The sequence below is a fragment of the Psychrobacter sp. NPDC078929 genome, assembly GCF_050267985.1.
In the GTDB taxonomy this organism is placed as follows: Bacteria; Pseudomonadota; Gammaproteobacteria; order Pseudomonadales; family Moraxellaceae; genus Psychrobacter.
Genome location: NZ_JBNNFX010000004.1, coordinates 1 through 21,627, shown reverse-complemented (window position 1 = coordinate 21,627; position 21,627 = coordinate 1). Strand labels below are relative to the sequence as shown.

19 protein-coding genes are annotated in these 21,627 nt (G+C 42.2%); 11 read left to right on the top strand and 8 right to left on the bottom strand.

What is annotated here, in order from left to right:
* Positions 1 to 69: 69 nt before the first annotated feature.
* Positions 70 to 834, top strand: a complete 765-nt coding sequence (locus ACQKCG_RS03500; RefSeq protein WP_101204583.1) for a DpnI domain-containing protein — start codon at positions 70 to 72, stop codon at positions 832 to 834.
* Here the strand turns inward: ACQKCG_RS03500 and ACQKCG_RS03495 are convergent.
* Positions 831 to 1,325: a hypothetical protein gene (locus ACQKCG_RS03495; protein ID WP_101204584.1), complete on the bottom strand. Its 495-nt coding sequence runs from the start codon at positions 1,323 to 1,325 to the stop codon at positions 831 to 833. The two genes, ACQKCG_RS03500 and ACQKCG_RS03495, sit on opposite strands and share 4 nt — an antisense overlap.
* A gap of 160 nt (positions 1,326 to 1,485) precedes the next feature.
* Here ACQKCG_RS03495 and ACQKCG_RS03490 point away from each other — a divergent pair, with 160 nt between their 5' ends.
* Both ACQKCG_RS03490 and ACQKCG_RS03485 read left to right on the top strand, forming a co-directional pair.
* Positions 1,486 to 1,677: a DpnD/PcfM family protein gene (locus tag ACQKCG_RS03490; protein ID WP_101204585.1), complete on the top strand. Its 192-nt coding sequence runs from the start codon at positions 1,486 to 1,488 to the stop codon at positions 1,675 to 1,677.
* A gap of 118 nt (positions 1,678 to 1,795) precedes the next feature.
* Entirely contained in the window at positions 1,796 to 2,479 is a 684-nt protein-coding gene (locus ACQKCG_RS03485) for a DNA-methyltransferase (RefSeq protein WP_264754898.1), read from the top strand.
* Here ACQKCG_RS03485 and ACQKCG_RS03480 read toward each other — a convergent pair.
* On the bottom strand, positions 2,476 to 3,486 hold the full coding sequence (locus ACQKCG_RS03480; protein WP_101204587.1) for an aminotransferase class IV: 1,011 nt from the start codon (positions 3,484 to 3,486) through the stop codon (positions 2,476 to 2,478). The two genes, ACQKCG_RS03485 and ACQKCG_RS03480, sit on opposite strands and share 4 nt — an antisense overlap.
* A 3-nt stretch (positions 3,487 to 3,489) precedes the next feature.
* Positions 3,490 to 4,152, bottom strand: coding sequence for a hypothetical protein (locus ACQKCG_RS03475; protein WP_101204588.1), 663 nt, complete (start codon positions 4,150 to 4,152; stop codon positions 3,490 to 3,492).
* A 490-nt stretch (positions 4,153 to 4,642) separates the two neighbouring features.
* On the opposite strand from ACQKCG_RS03475, the gene aroE reads away from it, so the two are divergent.
* The gene (gene aroE, locus ACQKCG_RS03470) at positions 4,643 to 5,506 is read left to right on the top strand and encodes a shikimate dehydrogenase (protein WP_134292310.1); all 864 of its coding nucleotides are present in this window, start codon (positions 4,643 to 4,645) and stop codon (positions 5,504 to 5,506) included.
* Between the two features lie 31 nt (positions 5,507 to 5,537).
* Here the strand turns inward: aroE and ACQKCG_RS03465 are convergent, their stop codons facing one another.
* The gene (locus ACQKCG_RS03465; protein WP_134292309.1) at positions 5,538 to 6,659 is read right to left on the bottom strand and encodes an FUSC family protein; all 1,122 of its coding nucleotides are present in this window, start codon (positions 6,657 to 6,659) and stop codon (positions 5,538 to 5,540) included.
* Between the two features lie 381 nt (positions 6,660 to 7,040).
* Between ACQKCG_RS03465 and ACQKCG_RS03460 the strand changes: the two genes are divergently transcribed.
* Positions 7,041 to 8,861, top strand: coding sequence for an acyl-CoA dehydrogenase C-terminal domain-containing protein (locus ACQKCG_RS03460; RefSeq protein WP_134292308.1), 1,821 nt, complete (start codon positions 7,041 to 7,043; stop codon positions 8,859 to 8,861).
* A gap of 122 nt (positions 8,862 to 8,983) precedes the next feature.
* Here ACQKCG_RS03460 and ACQKCG_RS03455 read toward each other — a convergent pair whose 3' ends face one another.
* On the bottom strand, positions 8,984 to 9,358 hold the full coding sequence (locus ACQKCG_RS03455) for a 5-carboxymethyl-2-hydroxymuconate Delta-isomerase (protein ID WP_101204592.1): 375 nt from the start codon (positions 9,356 to 9,358) through the stop codon (positions 8,984 to 8,986).
* 204 nt (positions 9,359 to 9,562) lie between these two features.
* Positions 9,563 to 10,051: a Cys-tRNA(Pro) deacylase gene (gene ybaK / locus ACQKCG_RS03450; protein WP_101204593.1), complete on the bottom strand. Its 489-nt coding sequence runs from the start codon at positions 10,049 to 10,051 to the stop codon at positions 9,563 to 9,565.
* A gap of 247 nt (positions 10,052 to 10,298) precedes the next feature.
* On the opposite strand from ybaK, the gene plsB reads away from it, so the two are divergent.
* On the top strand, positions 10,299 to 13,121 hold the full coding sequence (plsB, locus tag ACQKCG_RS03445; protein ID WP_134292307.1) for a glycerol-3-phosphate 1-O-acyltransferase PlsB: 2,823 nt from the start codon (positions 10,299 to 10,301) through the stop codon (positions 13,119 to 13,121).
* Positions 13,122 to 13,223: 102 nt separating this feature from the next.
* Here the strand turns inward: plsB and ettA are convergent, their stop codons facing one another.
* Complete coding sequence (gene ettA, locus ACQKCG_RS03440; protein WP_134292306.1) at positions 13,224 to 14,885, bottom strand: energy-dependent translational throttle protein EttA; 1,662 nt, start codon at positions 14,883 to 14,885, stop codon at positions 13,224 to 13,226.
* Positions 14,886 to 15,289: 404 nt separating this feature from the next.
* Here ettA and ACQKCG_RS03435 point away from each other — a divergent pair, with 404 nt between their 5' ends.
* From ACQKCG_RS03435 to ACQKCG_RS03420, 4 genes are all read left to right on the top strand, one after another.
* On the top strand, positions 15,290 to 16,540 hold the full coding sequence (locus ACQKCG_RS03435; RefSeq protein WP_227522883.1) for a flavin reductase family protein: 1,251 nt from the start codon (positions 15,290 to 15,292) through the stop codon (positions 16,538 to 16,540).
* A gap of 158 nt (positions 16,541 to 16,698) precedes the next feature.
* Positions 16,699 to 18,147: a fatty acid desaturase family protein gene (locus tag ACQKCG_RS03430; RefSeq protein WP_101204597.1), complete on the top strand. Its 1,449-nt coding sequence runs from the start codon at positions 16,699 to 16,701 to the stop codon at positions 18,145 to 18,147.
* Between the two features lie 200 nt (positions 18,148 to 18,347).
* Positions 18,348 to 18,641: a GNAT family N-acetyltransferase gene (locus tag ACQKCG_RS03425; protein WP_101204598.1), complete on the top strand. Its 294-nt coding sequence runs from the start codon at positions 18,348 to 18,350 to the stop codon at positions 18,639 to 18,641.
* A 156-nt stretch (positions 18,642 to 18,797) separates the two neighbouring features.
* On the top strand, positions 18,798 to 19,091 hold the full coding sequence (locus ACQKCG_RS03420) for a 4a-hydroxytetrahydrobiopterin dehydratase (protein ID WP_057757953.1): 294 nt from the start codon (positions 18,798 to 18,800) through the stop codon (positions 19,089 to 19,091).
* Between the two features lie 133 nt (positions 19,092 to 19,224).
* Here ACQKCG_RS03420 and ACQKCG_RS03415 read toward each other — a convergent pair whose 3' ends face one another.
* Positions 19,225 to 19,380, bottom strand: a complete 156-nt coding sequence (locus ACQKCG_RS03415) for a DUF1328 domain-containing protein (protein ID WP_082624527.1) — start codon at positions 19,378 to 19,380, stop codon at positions 19,225 to 19,227.
* A 472-nt stretch (positions 19,381 to 19,852) separates the two neighbouring features.
* Here ACQKCG_RS03415 and ACQKCG_RS03410 point away from each other — a divergent pair, with 472 nt between their 5' ends.
* Complete coding sequence (locus ACQKCG_RS03410) at positions 19,853 to 21,139, top strand: saccharopine dehydrogenase family protein (protein ID WP_101204599.1); 1,287 nt, start codon at positions 19,853 to 19,855, stop codon at positions 21,137 to 21,139.
* Positions 21,140 to 21,627: the final 488 nt, after the last annotated feature.

Sequence of the window (21,627 nt, the reverse complement as noted above, 5' to 3'; positions counted from 1 at the left end):
TTATATGGCTTAATACTTAGGCGTTTTTTTCAGTATTCTCAGCTTATCTATTAATAATGAAAATATCTTATGAACCTACATTTTAACCAAAGTCTTGCTAAAAACTATCACTCTGAACCTCAAAAAGTTCGTGTACTCAGTGAAGCATGGGTAAAAGAAAATAGTTACTGCACCAATTGTAGCGCCCAGTCGCTAGCTGAGTTTGCTAATAACAAACCTGTTGCTGATTTTTATTGCGAAAATTGTAATGAGCAATATGAGCTAAAAAGTAAAAAAGCTAAGTTAAGCAATGTTGTCAATGATGGTGCTTATAAGACGATGATTGAGCGTATCAATAGTAAGAACAATCCCAGCTTCTTCTTTTTAACCTACTCAAAAGAATACACCGTCAATAATTTCCTGATTATTCCCAAGCATTTCTTTACACCCGATATTATTGTTAAGCGTAAACCCTTATCAGTGACGGCAAAAAGAGCAGGTTGGGTTGGTTGCAATATTGACTTACGCCAAGTACCCGAATCGGGCAAAGTATTTTTGGTCAAAGACCAACAAGTTATACCGCGTGAAAATGTCACCCAACAGTTCCAAAAGACTTTATTTCTACGCAAGCAATCTATGGCTTCACGCGGTTGGACACTCGATGTCTGGCAGTGCATCGATAGGCTTGATACTCACTTTTCGCTAAAGCAGGTTTATGGTTTTGCTGATGAGTTGCAGCTCAAACATCCTGAAAACAACCACGTAAAAGACAAAATCCGCCAGCAATTACAAGTATTACGAGATAAAGGCATCATTGAATTTGTAAGCCGTGGTCACTATCGAAAGTTATACTAAGAACACTTATCATCCCATAATGGTAAACCTTTGGCAGCAACCAAACGACCGTAAAACTTATGAGGAGGGTAATCTAGCTCTAGCTCATCATTTACTTTGAAAAAGTGTTTCACATTGCCATCGAGACAGGTATAAGCTCGATTTTTTACCTGTTTATTCCAGCTCATTAGCAGCCCTAACGGAGTGCGAGAAGCTTTAGTAAAAGCTTGTCTTTCGGTTGTGATTGCACACATCACAGTATCTTCATGAAACTGCTTATCTAAACCTTGTTCAATGACTTCTTGACGGGTATGCGCATACTTAAACACACTCCCAAATGCTGTGTATTTTTTATCTTTTTTAGAATAAACAATACTAAATGCTATCTGTGAATAACAAGGTAAGTGAATTATTTCATCAGGGTTTCTTTTCGCTGCACAGCAAACTTTATTAAATATCATCAACCTACGAACTTGTAGTGGAATTCGTTTATCTTCATAGACTGAACTCATTCGATTTTATCCTTTTAAAAGAAAGGATCATTGATCGATTTGATTTATGGCACAAGTCTGCGTAACAAAAGACGATCACTTCTTTTGAGGGCTTTTGCTAATCTACTTGGTATAAATGACTGAAGTGATATACGAGAACTTTTAATTGTTGAGAATATCTATGATAAAGACAGGCGGCTCAAATACTTATCAAATAGAAGTAATCGAAACGATGAGTGCACTTATAGAAGTGGTTGCAGAAGATGGTGAAACTGCTCTACTAAAAGCACAAGAAATATATAGAAGCGAGGATATTATTTTAGAACCTGATGATATGCTTGATACTGAATTTATTATCTTTGGCGTAGAATAGAATGAGTAGCTAGCTCAAACCAAAAGTAGCTCTCAGTACTTGTGAACCTTAATGGATAAGCGTGTAGATAATAGTAGAGCGCTGGCTCTTGACCAGTACATTCAATAATGGTCTAACAGTGAGAAATAGTAAAGTCCAGTCAGTCAATAAAGGTCAGTGGGACAAGCTTGTCAGTGACAATGATGCTTACGTATTTACATACGAATGGCTGTCTGCTGTACGAGAAAAAATGGCAGATAATGCGACCTTATGGGTCAGTGGTACACACCATAATATTTTTACCTTGGGACGTATTTTACCGCAGCTTGGTTTTAAGATACTTAATGTTATAACTTGGGAAAAAACCAATCCACCACCCAACTTTTCTTGCCGGTTTTTTACTCATTCTACAGAATTCATTATTTGGGCAAGAAAACACCCTAAAGTACCGCACTACTTCGATTACGATTTGATGAAGAGACTCAATAACGATAAGCAAATGAAAGATGTGTGGCGCTTGCCAGCAATTGCTAAGTGGGAAAAATCTTGTGGTAAGCACCCTACGCAAAAACCTTTGGCATTACTAGCTCAAATTATTTTAGCTTCTACTAAGAAAAATGCAGTGGTTCTTGACCCTTTTGCTGGCTCTGCGACGACAGGTATTGCAAGTAATGTTTTAGGAAGGCAATTTATCGGTATTGAACAGGAAGCTGAATACCTACAACTTAGTCAAGCGCGCTACGAAGACCTACAACAAGAAGGAAGAAAAGAGTTTTTCAAACAGCATTTCTATCGTTTATTAAATAAAGAGAGTAATAACTAAACGGATTTAAAATCCACAACATCACCTGACAATAACATCAGACTGCTCATTGGCATGATACCGCGCAGTGCATTGCAAAAAAATAACTGCGTTAATTTAGGCAAATCTTCATCTTGTAGCGACCTGATTCTGACTGGATATTGCGTCGTGGATAGCGCATCTATAATTACCTGACGCATGACGCCAGCAACACCCGATTGAGCCATAGAAGGGGTGTACCACTGACCGGTGGTTAGGTAATCTTCATCATCTTTATGAACGCTAGAGGTAGTTTTGGATTCTGATAGTGGTGCGTCTGCCAATTGATAGAATACATTACTCATCGTACCCTCAACCCACTGCCCACTCATATCGCGTAGCAGACCTTCACCAAGTGTTGAAGCAAGATTTGATGCCAATGGCTCAGCTTTTATCCGTTGTAGCTCACCACTAGCGAGAACATTGTCTAAACGATTAAGACTCTTGAGACCTGCCAGCGATGGCGGTAAGCAAGCAATCTGAGAAGACAAACATATTGCCGAGGCATTAGATTGGATAGGTATTAAGCTCCCATCAGGCAAAGACAGTTGCAGCGCAGTAGAAACTCTCATTGCCGTAGCCTTTAGCCATATCTCACAGTCGCTACCATTTGCATTAGGTGTATAACCATAACCGCGCACATCCTGCGCAGCGCGAGTGACTACTAGCTTGAGCATACCCTGCTCTAATTGCTGAGCGTACAGTTGCAGTACTGCTAATAGCTCTTCGCTGTTTATATTTAGCTGCAAGGCTTCAGCATGAGAGACAAGCCGCTGATAATGGTAGTCTGACCATAGTATCAATCCATCAATGACGCCCATAGTAGTAAAAAACCCATCAGCATATGCCAGCCCGCGATTATCTAGAGACATGGTTACCGTTTGGCTGGTTGTCCTGTTATCTTCAATCACACTGCTGTCTTCGGTCACACTGCTGACTTGCGGGTACAGACACACCCAACCGTTTGGCACTGACGTCGTATCGGTCATGATTTAGCTATTGTCTGTTTGAGCAGCGGCTTTATTGATCACCAACATGCAGCTATAAAACTCGCATTTTGCTAGCTCTATTTTTTGTCCACCGACGATTCTGTTTTTGATGATTTGGCTATTGAGCATATCAGCAACCATTTTACCGCCATCATCACCCATCAATTGACGCGATAACTGATAGGCTTTTTTGGCGTGGTTTTGGCTCAGCTCTTTTTCTTTGTCTGTATCAGTAGGATTGGCATAGTACCAGCCTAGCTCTAGATATTTTTCAGAGTCGATGATGTCTAGATACGGCGCATCCGTTTTCATAAAGCGATATTTTGCCGCTGGATTACTGGCATAGTCTAGGCTGTTTTCGTCAGTGCTCATCACTTCGCCAAACACGGATTTTATACTATCTAACTCATCTACAGCGAGCGACTCTACCTTATCCGTACCCCATGCTGCGACATCATATCTCACTGGTGTGCCTTGCTGAGCAGTGGCGCCATCTAGGTCAGGATTGTTTGCGCTGTCCTGTACTGGCTCATTCGTTGTTGCCTGCTCAGTGGTCTCAGCATCTTGACTTGGAGCATCTTCTTTGGTGCTGTCACAGCCACTGAGCGTCACACTAACTGCCATTATCGTACCGACTAGAAGGGTCTGTAGGTTAGGATTCCACATGGATAATTTACTCACACTTTTAGATTGATCTCGAAATAGTATTAACGAGCTGGCAGGAACGCCGCTGATAACGAATAGTTTTCAATAAAGAGCATATTTCACAAACATTATAATCTAGCAGTCATTACAGCATATTGATATAGGTTTCCATATTTTATAGTTTACCCAACTGCTCAGCACTTGACTACCTTTTACGTTACGCGGAGCACTCCCCGAGAGTACAGATTTGTTAAATATATAACGTACCAAAACAGTCTTTTCTTTAATAGAAAGTACAAAACTGCTTGCGCGTGTTTTGCATATGCTTGCCTCAATGTCACAATTTATTTTCAAAAGCGATAAGGCAGCTTCTGACTAACGCTATCACCTCCTAATCATTGATTGGTGATGGCCTCTTGGTTTGTCAATTATAGCGTTATCCCTTATGATGATTGAGCGTCACTTATTGCTTCTTTGATAGTATTTTTATTCTCTAGCCAGCGGACTATTTATGACCCAACACTTTATCGTTATTGGCAATCCAATCGCCCATAGTAAATCTCCTGAGATTCATGAGCAATTTGCTGTACAAGCAGGGATTGATATTAGCTATCAGCGTCAATACTGTCCTGATGATACCGCCAGTTTTACAGCTGTCGTTGAGGCGTTTTTTTGCGGTGGTGGTTTGGGTGCCAATGTGACAGTTCCTTTTAAACAAGTGGCTTATGACTGCTGCGCGGCGCGTGGTGGTTTATCAGAACATGCCAAGACGGCAGGCGCGGTCAATACGTTACTGTTGAATAAAATACTATTAGAAAGCGGCGTGCCAATCACTGAAACACTCTATGGTGATAACACGGATGGGCAGGGACTTATCAATCACATTATGAGTATGGACTGGCCGCTGACCGATGCTCGTGTGGCGCTAATAGGTGCAGGCGGTGCAGCGCGTGGCGTGATATTACCGCTATTTGAAGCGGGTATTGGCTCTCTCACGATTGCCAATCGCACCATGTCTAAGGCAGCCGATTTGGTAAATGAGTTAAGTGCGGCCAGCTCAGTAATCGATAAACAACATATTGAGGTTTGTGCGACCAATGAACTCAGTGGCTCTTTTGACATTATTATTAATGCCACCTCTATCGGTCTATCAGGTGATACGCTGCCACTAGATGATGCTCTAAACTGTCAATACGCTTATGACATGATGTATGGTCGTTCGCTGCCATTCTTGCAGCATTTTGCCGCTCGCGGCGCACAGACCTCTGAAGGCTACGGTATGCTTATCGGTCAAGCCGCTTTAAGCTTTGAGCGTTGGACTGGGCATACTATCGATGTAGTACAAGCGACAACAGCACTAAATAAAGATAGTTAATCAAAGAGAAATCCTTACAGAGCTGTAGCTATTAACTAAAGCGCTGTAATAACCAGTTTTCAAAACGGCGTAGCGGTACACGCAATCTCGTAGAGTGCATCGCTATACCACCGCTCAACCCAATCATGCAACCGAGCGCCGTATCAATCATACGTGCTTGGATAACGTCTCCAGCGACTGGTGGCACCGACATCGTACTACCATACTCAGCGATAAATATCGTCAGCGGCGTGATAAATATTACTGCCAGTCCATAATGCCGATCAACAAATGACTCAATCAAAAACATCATACACAGTATCGCTATAGCGATGCCCCATACCGAGAGTCCCCAAGACAGCATCCAACCTGCCACGCCCATGCCAGCCAACGTACCCAATAATCGATGCAACTGTTTGATCCACATGGTTCGTAACTGCATACCTTGGATAATAATAAAGCAACTCATCGCTGCCCAGTATGGATAAGGCAGTTCTAAAAAAACGGCTATAACCAACGCCAAACTGACAAAACTCACCACGATAAGGCTATCGCTAATCATATCAGGCTGATAATCATAGACAGGTACAGAAGCAACGGAACGCGTCGCCAATAAGAACAAACTATAGAGTAGTGCTAGCAACATCGAGGAGCCACTGCCCAATATCACAAGCCCTATCGCTGAGAGCACTTGATCAATCGGCACAGGGATAAATAGCGCAATCGCACCCGCCATCAACACAAACAATCCTGCTGGTGGTGGTTGCCGATAGTAACGACCTAACATCACTACGCTAATACCAATCAGCATAAACACAGGTAGCCGAAGTACTGGCAATAGCTGCGCTATCAGACCTAGCGTAAAGCTCAGTATCATCGCAAACCCCCAAGCCATGACCGTCACTAGCCGATATGGTAGTCCGCCTGCAAATGGTAGGTTTAAGATAATCATTGAGCCTAGCGAGGCTTTGATACCTGAAGACAAATCACCAAAATAAGCTCCTACAAACACCGGAAAGCTAATCGCAATTGCCGCGATGATTGGCATATGCCATGGTCGCTGACTGCGATTGACTGTGAGTAAATGATTCAGCTCACCATCGATTAACCACTTAATACGAGTTAATAAAGCGCTCAACCAAGAGGCTCGCTGTTGCTTTTTTGAGGTGCTCATAAATGGCTTTTCCTATTTGATAAGTCCATTTTTCTTTGGGTCTAGATGAGGCTAAATAGCCCTTTATAAAATAGTTTCAAGCAGAGATACAACTTACCTGTACAAACTAAAATGAATTAATAACATAGTTAATCATGAATAATAGTTATTAGTTGTATATTTGTTGCTGTATAAGATCTATAATCATATCAACGCCATAACAGCTGTCGCCACTAAGGACGTTCTAATAACTAACACCTTTGAAAGCTGTCCACTAATAATCTACTTGATGACTAATATAACGTCTACCTCATCTAAAATAAGTAAATATCGCTTACATAAGTTGTGACTCAAATATTGCGCCATAAGTCTATGATAGCGAACCAACCAAAGAGAGCGATTATGTTAACTTACAAAGCACCCTTACGTGATATCAAATTTTTGTTTAATGATGTATTTGATTTTCAAACCCACTATAAAGATTTGGACAACGGCGAAAACGCTGATCCTGAAACCGTAGACATGATTCTACAAGGCATGGCTGATTTTGCTGAAAACGTCATTGCCCCGCTCTATCAATCAGGTGGTGAAGAAGGCTGTCATTTTGAAGATGGCGTCGTGACCACACCAAAAGGCTTCAAAGAGGCTTATGACCAGTTTGTAGAAGGCGGCTGGCAAGGTATTTCATATCCTGAAGAATTCGGTGGTATGAATCTGCCAACGTCAATCAACCTTATCAAATCTGAGATGATCGGTACTGCTAACTGGTCATGGTCAATGTATCCTGGTCTATCAACAGGTTGTATCAACACGCTGCTTCAGTACGGTACTGACGAGCAAAAAGCACTGTATTTACCTAAGTTGGTCGAAGGCTCATGGGCAGGTACCATGTGTCTGACTGAACCACAGTGTGGTACAGATTTGGGTCAAGTTAAATCGAAAGCCATTCCACAAGATGACGGCACCTATAAAATCAGCGGTACCAAAATCTTTATCTCAAGCGGTGAGCATGACTTAACAGATAATATCGTTCATATCGTTCTAGCACGTCTACCAAATGCGCCAGAAGGCACGCGCGGTATCTCATTGTTCATCGTACCAAAATTCACCCCGAATGCTGAAGGTGAAGCTGGCGAGCGCAATGCCGTAGTTTGTGGTTCAATCGAACACAAAATGGGTATCAGCGCATCTTCAACGTGTGTATTGAACTTTGACGGCGCAGTCGGCTATCTAATCGGCGAACCGCACAAAGGCCTAAAAGCCATGTTCACATTCATGAACACGGCTCGTATCGGTACTGGTATCCAAGGTCTGGCGCATACTGAATTGTCTTTCCAAAACGCTTTGCCATATGCCAAAGAACGTCGCTCTATGCGTACGCTATCTGGAACTAAAGATCCTGAAAAAGTAGCTGATGCGATCATCCATCATGCCGACGTACGCCGTATGCTACTGACGCAAAAAGCCTTTGCTGAAGGCGGTCGCTCAATGATTTATCATTCAGCACGTTATGCCGACAAAATGGCACAAGGTATTGTCAATGGCGATGATGAAGAGTTCGAAAAGTGGGACGACAAATTGGGCTTCTATACGCCAATTCTAAAAGGCTTCTTAACTGAGCTAGGTATCGAAGCTGCTAAGCATGGTCAGCAAGTCTATGGTGGTCACGGCTACATCAAAGAATGGGGCATGGAGCAAATCGCTCGTGATGCTCGTATCGCAACGATGTACGAAGGCACCACTGGCGTACAGGCGCTTGATCTACTAGGCCGTAAGGTTATCTTGCAGTCTAAAGGTAAGATTATCCGTGACTACACGTCAAGCATCATGAAATGGTGTGGCGAGTATGCTCTTGATAAAGAAATGCGTAAATTCGTTTGGGCACTAACCAAACTGTGTGCTGAGTGGAATACCTTGACGGTACGCTTGATGTTGATGGCACGTAAAGACCGTGAAATTATCTCAGCAGCGTCAGAGGACTTCCTAATGTACTCAGGCTATGTGATGATGGGTTATCATTGGGCGCGTATGGCAGCAGTAGCTTATGAAAAGCTAGAAAATGGCGGCACAGAAGCACCAGAGTTCTATAAAGCAAAAATTCAGACTGCTGAATTCTACTTTGATAAGTTACTACCACGCACGTCTGGTCACGCAGAAGCGATGGTTGCACCAAGCGAAAGCATGACATCAATGGAAATCGATCATTTTGCTTTCTTAGATTAAAATTGACTAGAACTGCATCGATAATCAATAAAAAGCGCCTATCATTTAGGCGCTTTTTTATGCTTAACTGAAAATATACTTATAAATAATACAAAGCAACTAGCAGATTTAGGCAGGTACTGTTAACTACCAAGCATTTTCTTATGATAGACCGCACTTATCTCTTCAACTTCTACACATATCTGCAGTGCCGCACGTCCTGACTGCTCTGCGCCTATTTTTTCCTCGATAGTAGCAACCAACAGCTCAGCCAATTGATCACGAGTGGCCATATCACGTCCACTCATTAGCTTTAGGTGAGCATAAATAAATCCATTGGCTTGTTCATCGTCTTCAACACCTACTAGAAATGACTTAATAGGTACAATACGTGCTTTGATATCAGTAGGCAGCTTAAACTGGCCACTATCCCATAATGCTTTGTTTAGCGATTTGAGCAATGATTCTTCGTGAGCGATACTGACGTTGGGTGTCACTTGAATGGTTAAATGTGGCATGAGCATGTCCTTAAATGTAGATAAAAATAATAGATAAACCGGCGTATAAGTCTACGCCTCATCGCTATGGTCAATCTACAACAATCTTGCGCCAAAGTATCCTCAGTACAAGCACGCTGAGTGTAAATTACTCATGGGTATGATTAGCGAAGTTGTCGACATGGCGAATTTATAATAAGCAGATTACAGCCACCGTATAATCTTTTACTCATCCGTAATAGCGTCAAAACAAGCATCAAGCGTTGCGGCCAATTGTGTAGGCGGCAATTCAATCTCTAGACCGCGGCGGCCACCACTCACATAAACTGTGGCCTGGTCTTGAGCTGTGCTATCTATCACGGTTTTTAGTCGTTTTTTTTGACCCAGTGGACTGACACCACCCAACACATAGCCCGTGCTACGTTCTACTTGTTTGGGGTCGGCCATCTGTACTTTCTTGCAGGATAGCAATTTGTTAGAAGATAGCGCCTTGGCCATTTTTTTAAAATTAAGTGTTTTATCAACTGGTAACACCGCCACAGCAAGTACGCTAGTATCGGTATTCACGACTAAAGTTTTGAACACCTGTGTCACCGCTACGCCAAGTTTTTCTGCGGCTTCTAAGCCAAATGAAGCGGCATTGCTGTCATGAATATATTCGTGTACTTGGTAATCAAGGTTACATTTTTTGGCAAGATCGATAGCTGGAGTCATAATCTTTAGGCTTAATAAAGTGAAATTGAAAAGTGGACGCTATATCTATGAATCATCAATGATAAAAATATATTATTACGCCAAATATATGAACTTTCAAATGTTTGAGCATTTTGTATAATTTGTCACTCACTACAGCGTAACCAAACCGTATTAATATTGGTAGTATATACAGACACTATATATCGCTTTGGTGGCTTTTATGGCATCATAAGCGCAACATATTTGACTATTTTTGATACTGATTATGATACCGAAGTTCCTAAAAAAACGGATTTTTAAAGCGCCGGTCGCGACTGATGGCACTGCTAAAACTGATGGCGTCGCGACTTATAGCACTGTTGAAACTGACGGCAATGCAATCGCTACTAAGCCTTATTCTAATGCACCGATCAATCAGCTGTATCGTAAGCTGTCAGGTCAGATGCTCGATATCGCCGTAAAACCTAAGTTATTAGGCGAGCTACCTGAGTTCGACAATGATGATCAGACGCTACGGTTTTATGTACTACAGGACTATTCTCGTTCCAACAGTATTCTGATTGACTTGCAGACGCAAGAGCATAACTTACCGCCTGCACTGGTTGGAGTAAATGATGCCGCCCATAATATTAAAGAAAATGCGGCCATCATATTTTTAAATCATCCAAGTGCCAAAGACAGCCAATTGTCTCCTCGCCTTTCTCGCTTGGTATCTGCTGTATTACAATACCCTGAGCTAAAGGTACGTCTAGTACCAGTATCGATTCTGTGGGGACGTGCACCTGAGAAAGAAGATTCGCTATTCAAGCTGCTAACTGCTGACAACTGGCAAGATCCTAGTATTACCAAGCAACTATTCAATATCGGGGTGATGGGCCGCGATACTTTTGTACAGTTTCACCCACCGCAAGACTTACGTACCATTATCAATGACAATCTTAAAGGCGATGTGGAAGGACCTGCTACCTTTGACTCAGTCGCTACAGATGCTCTTAAAGCAGATTTAACAGCGGCGGATTCAGTCGATACAGAGTCAACGGCTACTAACAGTGATGCCGCAGCTGACGCTGAGCAGACACCAAGCTATGCGCTAGTCGCATCGGTTGATAGTAATCGTGAACTGGTTCGTATGTTACAGCAGCAATTGTCGATTTATTTAGATAAACAGCGCGCCAGTATGCTTGGCCCAGATCTATCAGATAGACGCAACTTGGTAGACAAATTGGTGTACTCGCCAGCGATTAAGCATGCGATCGAGATGGAAGCGGCCGAAAAAGGAACCAGCGTTCGAGAAGCTCGCAGTCAGGCTAGAGGTTATGCTAATGAGATGGTCAATGACTACTCTCATTCTATCATCCGTGGTTTTTATAAATTTTTGACATGGTTATGGACGCAGTTATATGACGGCGTAGAAGTTCATCACTTCGAGCGAGTACGTGACCTGGCGACCGATTATGAGCTGATTTATGTGCCTTGTCATCGCAGCCATGTCGACTATCTATTACTGTCTTATGTCATCTACAAACGCGGCCTGAGTATCCCTTATGTTGCAGCAGGTGATAACTTAGATGTACCTGTATTAGGCCCACTATTACGCGGTGCTGTCGCTTTTTATATCCGTCGTAGCTTCCGTGGTAACGCGCTATATACCGCTGTACTGCGCGAATATATGCATACCCTTATCACGCGTAACACCCCGATTGAATACTTCATCGAAGGGGGTCGCTCACGTTCAGGTCGCCTACTACCACCAAAGATGGGTATGCTAGCGATGACCGTTCACAGCCAACTACGCCAAACCAATAAGCCTGTGGTATTTATTCCAACTTATATTGGTTACGAGCGTATTATGGAAGGTGGAACTTATGTTGGTGAGCTAAAAGGTAAGCCGAAAGAGTCAGAGTCTTTAATCGGGCTGCTCAAAGTTGGCCGTAAAATTGAACGTATCTTCGGTAATGTGCATTTGAGCTTTGGTACACCGTTGCACCTTAGCGACTTTATGACAAAGTTCGATGTGCCAGCCAATAGTTTGCCATCCGATCGTACTGACTCGCCGCTTGATGAAAAGACCAGCGCCATGGTCGATAACATCGGTGTGAAAGTCATGCAGCACATCAATAAAGCTGCTGTCGTCACCCCTGTATCGCTATTATCATTGGTTCTACTATCGGCACCGAAAGCTGCATTGGATGAAAATATTTGCCGTGAGCAAATCGCTTTGTATCAAGGCCTGGCTCAGCAGCTGGTCTACTCAGATGATACGGTTATCACCGATATGACACCGCAGCAAATCATTGATTATGGTATTAAGTTAAAGCTCATTGAGCGTACGCCGCATATCTTGGGCGATATCATTCAGGTCGCAGGTAAGCAAGCAGCGTTGCTCAGCTACTTCCGTAATAACATTTTGCATGTCTTTATTTTGCTATCTTTCCTGTCTGCACTAGTCGCACGCAACGGACGTATTAAACGCAGCCGTCTCGATAGTATCGCTGAGCAGCTATATCCGTTCTTACAAAGTGAGCTATTCTTATATTATCCAGCACATGGCTTGGCTGATACGCTCAATAAGAAAGTTGATAATCTGCTGTCTCATGGGCTCATCGTTGACTTGGGTGATAATACGCTCAGCGTTCCTGAATCTAATAGTAAGCATTATCAGCAGCTGCAAGTATTGGCGACACCAGTTGGACAAAGCCTTGAGCGTTACTTTATGACGCTTGCCCTACTTGCTCAGCAAGGCTCGGGTAATTTAACTGAAAACGAAGTTGTTGACCTATGTCATCTTCTTGGGCAGCGTTTGTCTGTGCTCTATGCAGATGATATTCCTGACTTCTTTGACCGTGCCCTGTTCACCAGCTTTATCAGTGCATTAACTCGTCTTGACTATCTACAAAAAGATGATGAAACAGGCATATTGACTTTCGATCATCGTATTAATGACATTGCCCATCATGCTAAGTACGTGCTAACGCCTGATATGATGCAAATCTTGCAACAAGTCGCTAGTTTGGACGAAGAAGAAATCACTCACGCCATTACTGAGATTAGTAATAAAAAACAGCGTAAATTTGGGCGTAAGCGTTAGTCTTAACAATTACCTACACCCTTTAAGATTTTAAGCTAAACAAAAAAAGACCGCTAACGATTAGCGGTCTTTTTTTGGATTGGACTATATTAAACAGTCGTATTAGTTGGTAATTTTCTTATACTTGGCACGTTTAGGACTGGCGTCATCACCCATCGTTTTCTTACGATACGCTTCAAACTCAGTATAGTTACCGTCGAACCAGACTGGGCCTTCTTCTTCGAATGCCAAGATATGAGTCGCGATACGGTCAAGGAACCAGCGATCATGCGATACGACCATTACTGTACCTGGGAATACTTGAATCGCATCCTCTAGTGCACGTAAGGTTTCGATATCCAAATCGTTTGATGGTTCATCGAGGAGCAATACGTTTGCGCCTTGCTTTAGCGTTTTCGCCAATTGCAGACGGTTACGCTCACCACCTGATAATTGACCAACGTGCTTTTGCTGATCTGAGCCTTTGAAGTTAAAGCGTCCGATATAGGCACGGCTTGGCGTGGTGTAGTCACCAACGGTAATGATATCGAGACCGTCAGAAACTTCTTCCCATACGGTTTTGTTATCATCTAGATGATCACGTACCTGACCAACATAGGCAACTTTAACACTTTCACCTAAATCAACTGAACCAGTATCTGGCGTATCGCGTTCCGTAATCATGTTAAATAGCGTGGTTTTACCCGCACCATTTGGACCGATGATACCCACGATAGCGCCAGCTGGAACGTTAAAGCTTAGGTTTTCGTACAGCAGACGATCGCCAAATGACTTGGAGATATCATTAACTTCGATGACCTTGTTGCCTAGACGCGGACCAGGTGGAATATAAATCTCAGAAGTCTCATTACGTTTTTGGAACTCAGTTGAGTTCAACTCTTCAAAACGCTGTACACGAGATTTAGACTTAGCCTGTTGGCCTTTTTGGTTTTTGCGAATCCACTCAAGCTCTTTTTTCAGCGCTTTAGCAAATGATTCTTCTTGCTTATTCTGCTGCTCTAGACGCGTGTTCTTTTGCTCTAGCCACTCCGTATAGTTGCCTTCGTACGGATAGCCATGGCCACGGTCAAGCTCCAAGATCCACTGAGCGACATTATCCAAGAAATAGCGATCATGGGTAATGGCAACGATAGTACCGCTGTAGTTCTGCAAGAACTGCTCTAGCCATGCAACAGACTCGGCGTCCAAATGGTTGGTCGGTTCGTCAAGTAATAGCATGTCAGGGCGAGACAATAGTAGACGGCATAGTGCCACACGGCGTTTTTCACCACCTGATAGTTTGCTAACGTCCGCATCCCACGGTGGCAGACGGAGCGCATCGGCCGCTTTTTCTAGCTGGTTGTTTAAGTTGTGCGCATCCCAAGACTGGATGATGTCTTCCATCTTGCCTTGCTCTTCAGCAAGCTTATCAAAATCAGCATCAGGCTCTGCGTATTCAGCATAGATAGCATCTAGACGAGCGAGCGCATCTAACGCTTCGCGCATACCGTCTTCGACATTACCACGAACGTCTTTGCTATCATCTAGCTGTGGTTCCTGTGGCAGATAGCCAACTTTGGTACCTGCCTGAGCGCGCGCTTCACCACTAAACTCAGTATCCACGCCTGCCATAATGCGTAGCAAGGTTGATTTACCTGAACCGTTGATACCCAAGACACCGATTTTGGCACCAGGGAAAAACGATAGGTTGATATTTTTTAGGATTTCACGCTTAGGGGGAACAAGTTTTGACACGTTGTTCATCGTGTAAATATATTGAGCCATTAACACTCCGATAGACTGCATAGAAGAGAACAGCAAATGCAACTCAGCGATGATGCCAAGCGTGCCGTACCTCAAAATCAGGGTTACAAATTATAGGTCATTATCGCATTGTGGCGCATACCCTGCAAGCTGACAGGTTGTTTTACCAGTTGTTTTACTGTTTTTGACAGCAGGCTATGCCCTTTGGCTATAAAACTCGCTCTGGAAAAGCAACTCAAGAAGTCTTATCTTAATGAACTAACTTAACATTTTGATTCATTAGCGTTTTATAAAGACCACAAAAAATAGCATCAAAACTTTCGCAAATTTAATCAATAGCCGTTAGCATGTTAGTGTGGCTTAACAAGGTCTATCGGCTCGATTTTATGTTCGATTATCAAAATCGATTGATTATCTGACTTTGTATGCGTTACATCATTCACTTCCATTGCAATCATAAAGGTACTGATAATATGGCCAACGGCTATCGCCCTGAAATAGTTCAACGTGCGTTTGTCGATTTTATCGGATCGCGCTTACATCCGTTTTGGTCATTGATGACGCCCAAGCTACGCCTGATCGCTCGCTATACGTTAAGTGATGATTTGATAGCACTTCGTTTTGAGACCAATCGAGCTTTTAGGCAGCAGACTTCTGAGCTGATGGGTGGTTGGCAAGGCGGTCAATATCTTGATTTGCGTGTTTGTATCGATGGAGTTTATCACCAGCGTAGCTACTCGTTAGTGGGCTTGGATCATCAACCCCTCTGGTGGCTCGATGATGCTACCGATAATAATACAGCAGACCAATGCCATACGGTAACTATCGCGATTAAACCGCAAGGGTTGGTATCTAACCATTTAACCAAGCAAATGCCACTGGCTAGCGTCGTTGATACAAGCCTGCCACTTGGGCATTTCACTTTGGAACAGACCTCGATAGCAGCGCAGAACACCTCAAACGACCACAAACCTACTCCTTTGCTATTTATTGCTGGTGGTAGCGGTATTACGCCTATGCTCGGACTTATCAATCAAGCCCTGAGTAATGGACATCAGGTGACGCTATTGCATTACAGTCGAACTGTTTCATCCAAGCTGCAACATCAGTGGCAACAGCTGAGCGATGCATATCCAGACTTCATTTATCATCTAATCCATACTGAAGATCCGACTACCTATTTGGCTGGCGAACGATACTTGAGCGCAGAGGGTTTGTTATCACTTAATTTACCATTGGTAGATACCAAAATATTTGCGTGCGGTTCACAGGCTTTATTAGCTGGCTTATATAAAACAGTAAACGAGATTAGCGTGCTACAAAACATCCAGCTACGTGACAACATTATCGTAGAAAATTTCGGTAATGCATTGACTGATTTTGATGGCGACGGTAATCAGTTACTAGATAATGCACTACAGACAGAGTCGCATACGGTGTATTTACGATCACGGCAACGGCAGTTCGATAGCGACACTACATTACTCGTTGCTGCCGAAAATGCAGGTATACGTCTAGCCTATGGTTGTCGGCAAGGCATTTGCCAGTTGTGCCGCTGTAATAAAGTCAGCGGCATGGTCAAAAATATTCAAACAGGGAAAGTGAGTGGTGATGGTTACGAGTCTATTCAGACTTGCATCAATATTGCCATGACTGATTTGGTACTCGACGTTTAATGACTGGTTTAATAGAACGACTGGCTCAATAGAAAGCATATGCTAAACAACCTATGAGAAATGAAAGACAAACGTCACTTTATAGACTACAACTCAGATAACTTATCAAACCGGATGCAGTGTTGCTTATTCATGCCGTTTCGGTTAAGGATTTATTTATGCGCTTATTACCACCCGTTACTACGCCACAATCTGCTGTGCCTATCTTGACGCCACTGTCCGATGCACAACTAACGAAAAACGCGCCTTTGCCTTTGACACCGCAAACGCCTTACTCGCAGCTTAATGATGAACCAATCAATGATAGCGATCAGTCAGACACGTCAACACGGACTCGCTACCCAACAGTAACTGGCGCACCTTTATCAAAGCTTCAAAGTGATGCTTTAGCCGTAGAGCTCAATGCCCTGTACAAAAGCATCATGGACTCGCTAGGTAGTGAGGATGCACTCTACATACAGCGGATATATGCCACCGTGGTATATAGTGAAGTTATTGCCCGTGGTTTACTTGCAGCGGCTGGGCGTATGCCATCGACACGCAGTCTGGTCGCTACCTGGCTACTAGGTACGTCTTTACTTAGCTTTAGCAAAATATTGAACAATATGGAGCTGGGTCATAACGTCATGCATGGTCAGTATGACTGGATGCAACACCCGCACCTTAATAGTCAAAAATTCGACTGGGATATTGTCTGCCCTGCTCCATTATGGCAACACTCTCATAATTATTTACATCATACTTTTACCAATATTGTAGGCCGTGATCATGACGTAGGCTATCACTTGATTCGAGTGACTGACGAGCAGCCTTGGACGCCAGAAGATCGCTACAATATGTTTAGTACAGCGGTACTGGCATTTGGCTTTGAATGGGCAGTAGCTTTTCACGACATCCAAATCAGTGCAGATGAATACGCTGACTCTCCTGATCTACACAAAATCATGCAGCAAAAGTCTCGTGCGTTATTTGCCAAAATTGGACGACAAATAGGTAAAGACTATATTGCACTGCCGTCTGTAGTTGCGCTGACACTAGGTCGTCGTAGCGCCTTGAGTACGCTGAGCGGTAACATGACTGCCAACACTGTCCGTAACCTATGGACGTGGGCAGTGATTTTTTGTGGGCATTTCACTGAGCAAGCGCATATCTATACCCATCTCGATACCAATGAAAGTAAAGGCGACTGGTATGTACGCCAAATCCTTGGCTCTAGCAATATCAAAGGCAGCAAATGGTTTCACCTTTTAACAGGTAACTTGTCCCACCAAATTGAGCATCATATATTTCCTGATATGCCAGCTGGCCACTATGCAAAGATTGCGCCGCAGGTACAGGCCATATGCCGTAAGTATGGTTTAAGCTATAACACTGGCCGCTTTGGCACACAATTCAAGCAAGTACTCGGACGTATTTATCACTTTAGCAAACCTAGTGAAAAAGAATGGCAAGCCCATGTACAGTCAGTGGAAAATGCAGATAGTACTGCTTATAAAGATAATAGGTCAGCGGCCGATTTAGAAGACAAATTAGCGATAGAAAATACTGGTGGTCTCACTCGCTTTTTACCTCCAGTCGTTCGTAAAGCCATATCCTATGCATGGTGAAATATTCAGATTTGCAACTAGATACGGCCATGATAAGGTAGGACGGAAGACATAGATGACGTTAACAGTCGTCCTATCTACCATTACGGTAAGTGTCTAGATAATTGAGCATCAAACCTACATACTAAACTGGCACTATCGAAATTAATAAAATATTTAATTCATAATAAAAATTCGATAATAAGAAATGGAGTATATTAATGAGTAACCAAGCCTCTAAACCAAATCTAGAAATTGTTCATAATCAAGCAGCAAAACGTTTTGAGACCTCTATCGATGGTCAGACAGGTTATATTAGCTATCAGGAAAGTGCTGACAAATTGGTCTACGATCATACTATCGTACCGCAGCAATTAGGCGGTCAAGGCGTTGGTTCAGCACTAGTTAAGCACGCGCTAGATTATGCGCGTGAGCAAGACAAGAAAGTGATACCACAATGCTCATTTGTCGCGTCATACATTAGCAAACATCCTGAGTATCAAGATTTAATTTAACTGGCTAAGTAATCGGCTCAATTAATTTGTCAACTAAGTTCAGTTAAGTGATATCGGTCAAAGCAGAAAAATATGTAGATATTTATTTAGCATAGGAGACATACCCCAGCACCACTTTTAATAAACCAATTCGACATAACAATAAAGGTTATTAATATGAGTAGTTTATCTGACAAACAAATCAATCTACAGCTAGAAGAGCTGGCTGGCTGGCAACGTGACGGCAATAGTATCGTTAAGACCTATCATTTTAGCGATTTTATCGAAGCTATGAGCTTTATGAATCAAGCGGCATTTCATGCTGAAGCGCTTGAGCATCATCCTGAATGGCGTAATACCTATAATATCGTGGAGGTTCGTCTAACCAACCACGATACAGGCGGTATATCTAGTTTGGATATTCGTTTAGCCAAACGCATGGAGCATATCATTCAGCCCAAACGATTATAATCGCAAGTATAAAATGTATGCCTTGATGCCGATTATCCTAGTTTTCTAACGATTACCTTCGTTAAAGCAGACAAAAAAAGACCCTCGATTGAGGGTCTTTTTCATAATAATTCTTTATAACAGTGACTCGTGTTTACATTTTACGACTGACAAAGGCAACAATAAACAAAATCACAGCGACTGCTAAGAAAATGTATGCCAAATTAGCAGACAAGCCTGCGACACCACCAAAACCTAGGAAACTCGCTAATAATGCGATTACTGCAAAAATAATAGCCCAACGAAACATAATCTTCTCCTCAAATAATGGTAAAAAACAGATATTAGAATTTATATAGCATCTATTTAACTTGTTTTTATTTAATGCTAGTTATTACTGTTTACGCTTATAGATTAGCAATGTTCGTCTCTAAAAAACGTTCATTTTAGTAATAATATCGGTAGGTTATGTAAAGTTTGTAGTAACTGTTAATGTCTCATACCTCTTTTTCTTTAATAGATGATATTTTCGAAATAGAATTATATTTCTGAATACAGTGTTATTTAACTGAGAGTTGTTTAACTACATGTTTTTTTACTGAACTCTATTTCTCTAGCTGTATGCAGAACTATTTTAAATTCCTCACGTTATATGTGATGTTGTATGTGAGGTAGGCTGCAAACTATAAACTGTAGCGACCTCACAAACCTCTAACCTAATCAAACGACTTGGTTTATAGTTTACTATCCACCTATTCTCAAATCTATTAAGGACAATACATATGGATACCAATACGGATACTGAAAACCCTACACAAAAAACCAGCGGTGACACACGCCCTTATGCAGTCGTTCTATATGGTGCGACTAGCTTCGTCGGTCAGATCACTGCCCACTATTTAACCAATTTTTTGTCAAATAATAAGAACGAAGATGGCTCAAACGTATCATGGGCGATCGCAGGTCGTGATGAAGACAAGCTCAACAAGTTACAGGCCAAACTTGAGAGTAAGGTAGACATTATTATTGCCAACAGTAATGATGCTGCCAGCCTTGATAAGATGACCAAACAGACTCAAGTCATCATCTCAACTGTCGGTCCTTATCTAAAATATGGTGAGCCACTGATCAAATCTTGTGCTGAAAACGGTACGGATTATGTTGATCTTACTGGTGAGGCTATCTTCATCAAAGATATGATGGATAAATACCAAGACACTGCCAAGCAAAGTGGTGCCCGTATTGTTAACTCTTGTGGTTTTGACTCTATCCCGTCAGATTTGGGCGCGTACTTTACCCAAGCTAAGGCAGAAGAAAAGTTCGGCGAGACCTGTAATGTCATCCATATGCGTGTCAAAGCAGCGAAAGGTGGTATCTCAGGCGGTACTATCGCGTCAATGGCATCGATATTTGAAGAAGCTGGCGAAGACAAATCACGTCGCAAACAAGTGGCCAATCCTTACTTGTTAAACGATGATACTGATGCACCAAACGTACGTCAGGATAATGTCAGCAAACCAGTATATGACAGTAACCATAAGCGTTGGTTAGCACCGTTCGTCATGGCGACCATCAATACACGTATTGTCCATCGTACTAATCAATTACTCAGCTATGAGTACGGTCGCGATTTCAAATATGACGAAGCAATGTGGATGAAAGATGGCGTCAAAGGAAAACTGTCTAGCTATGCCATGAGCGCAGGTTTATTGGGCTTTGCCACTGCGATGATGATTAAACCAAGTCGCGAGTTACTATCCAAGCACGTTTTACCAAAAGCTGGTTCAGGTCCTTCTAAGGACGAGCAAGAAAACGGCTACTTTGATATTCGTCACTTTGGCCAAACGGCCAAAAATGACACTATTACTGTTAAGGTAACAGGTGATAGAGATCCTGGTTATGGCAGTACCTCTCGCATGATTTCGCAGGCGGCATTATGCTTGGCACAAGATATCAGCAAAGAAGACGTTGGCGGTGGGTTCTGGACACCTGCATCTGCGATGGGTGATAAGCTAATAACCCGCTTAGAAGCGTATTCTGGTCTTAGCTTTGAAGTGATTGATAGTTAATCTATCGCATGATGATAAAGGCTCAATGTCTTTATGACCGTATCTTGGTTTCGAGATACGGTTTTTTATGGTCTACTCTAAATGTTTAGAAGAAAATTAAATTAAGAATAACGTATTTTTTTGGTGAGCAATGTTTCTGTCTCCCAATTATTTAATACTTTATGATACTAACCATTAATCCAATATTACTACTATCGTTTTATAGATATTGTAGAAAAATCAGATATAAACATTAGTTTAATGAAGTATATGTTATCAAAGGATTTATATAATAGAATTTAGGAATTATCTAAACACTGGCTTTTAATTATAAATAAAAACTACTGATAGAAGTTTCTATAATACTGACAGATAGCACTGAAAAAACTATTAATAACAATCAGCTAAGTTCAAATATAGTCACCTGACCACAAAAATGTTATAAAATAAATCAACTAAACGATTACCACAATAAATAACCATGACTTACTCCCTAGATTATCGCAAAC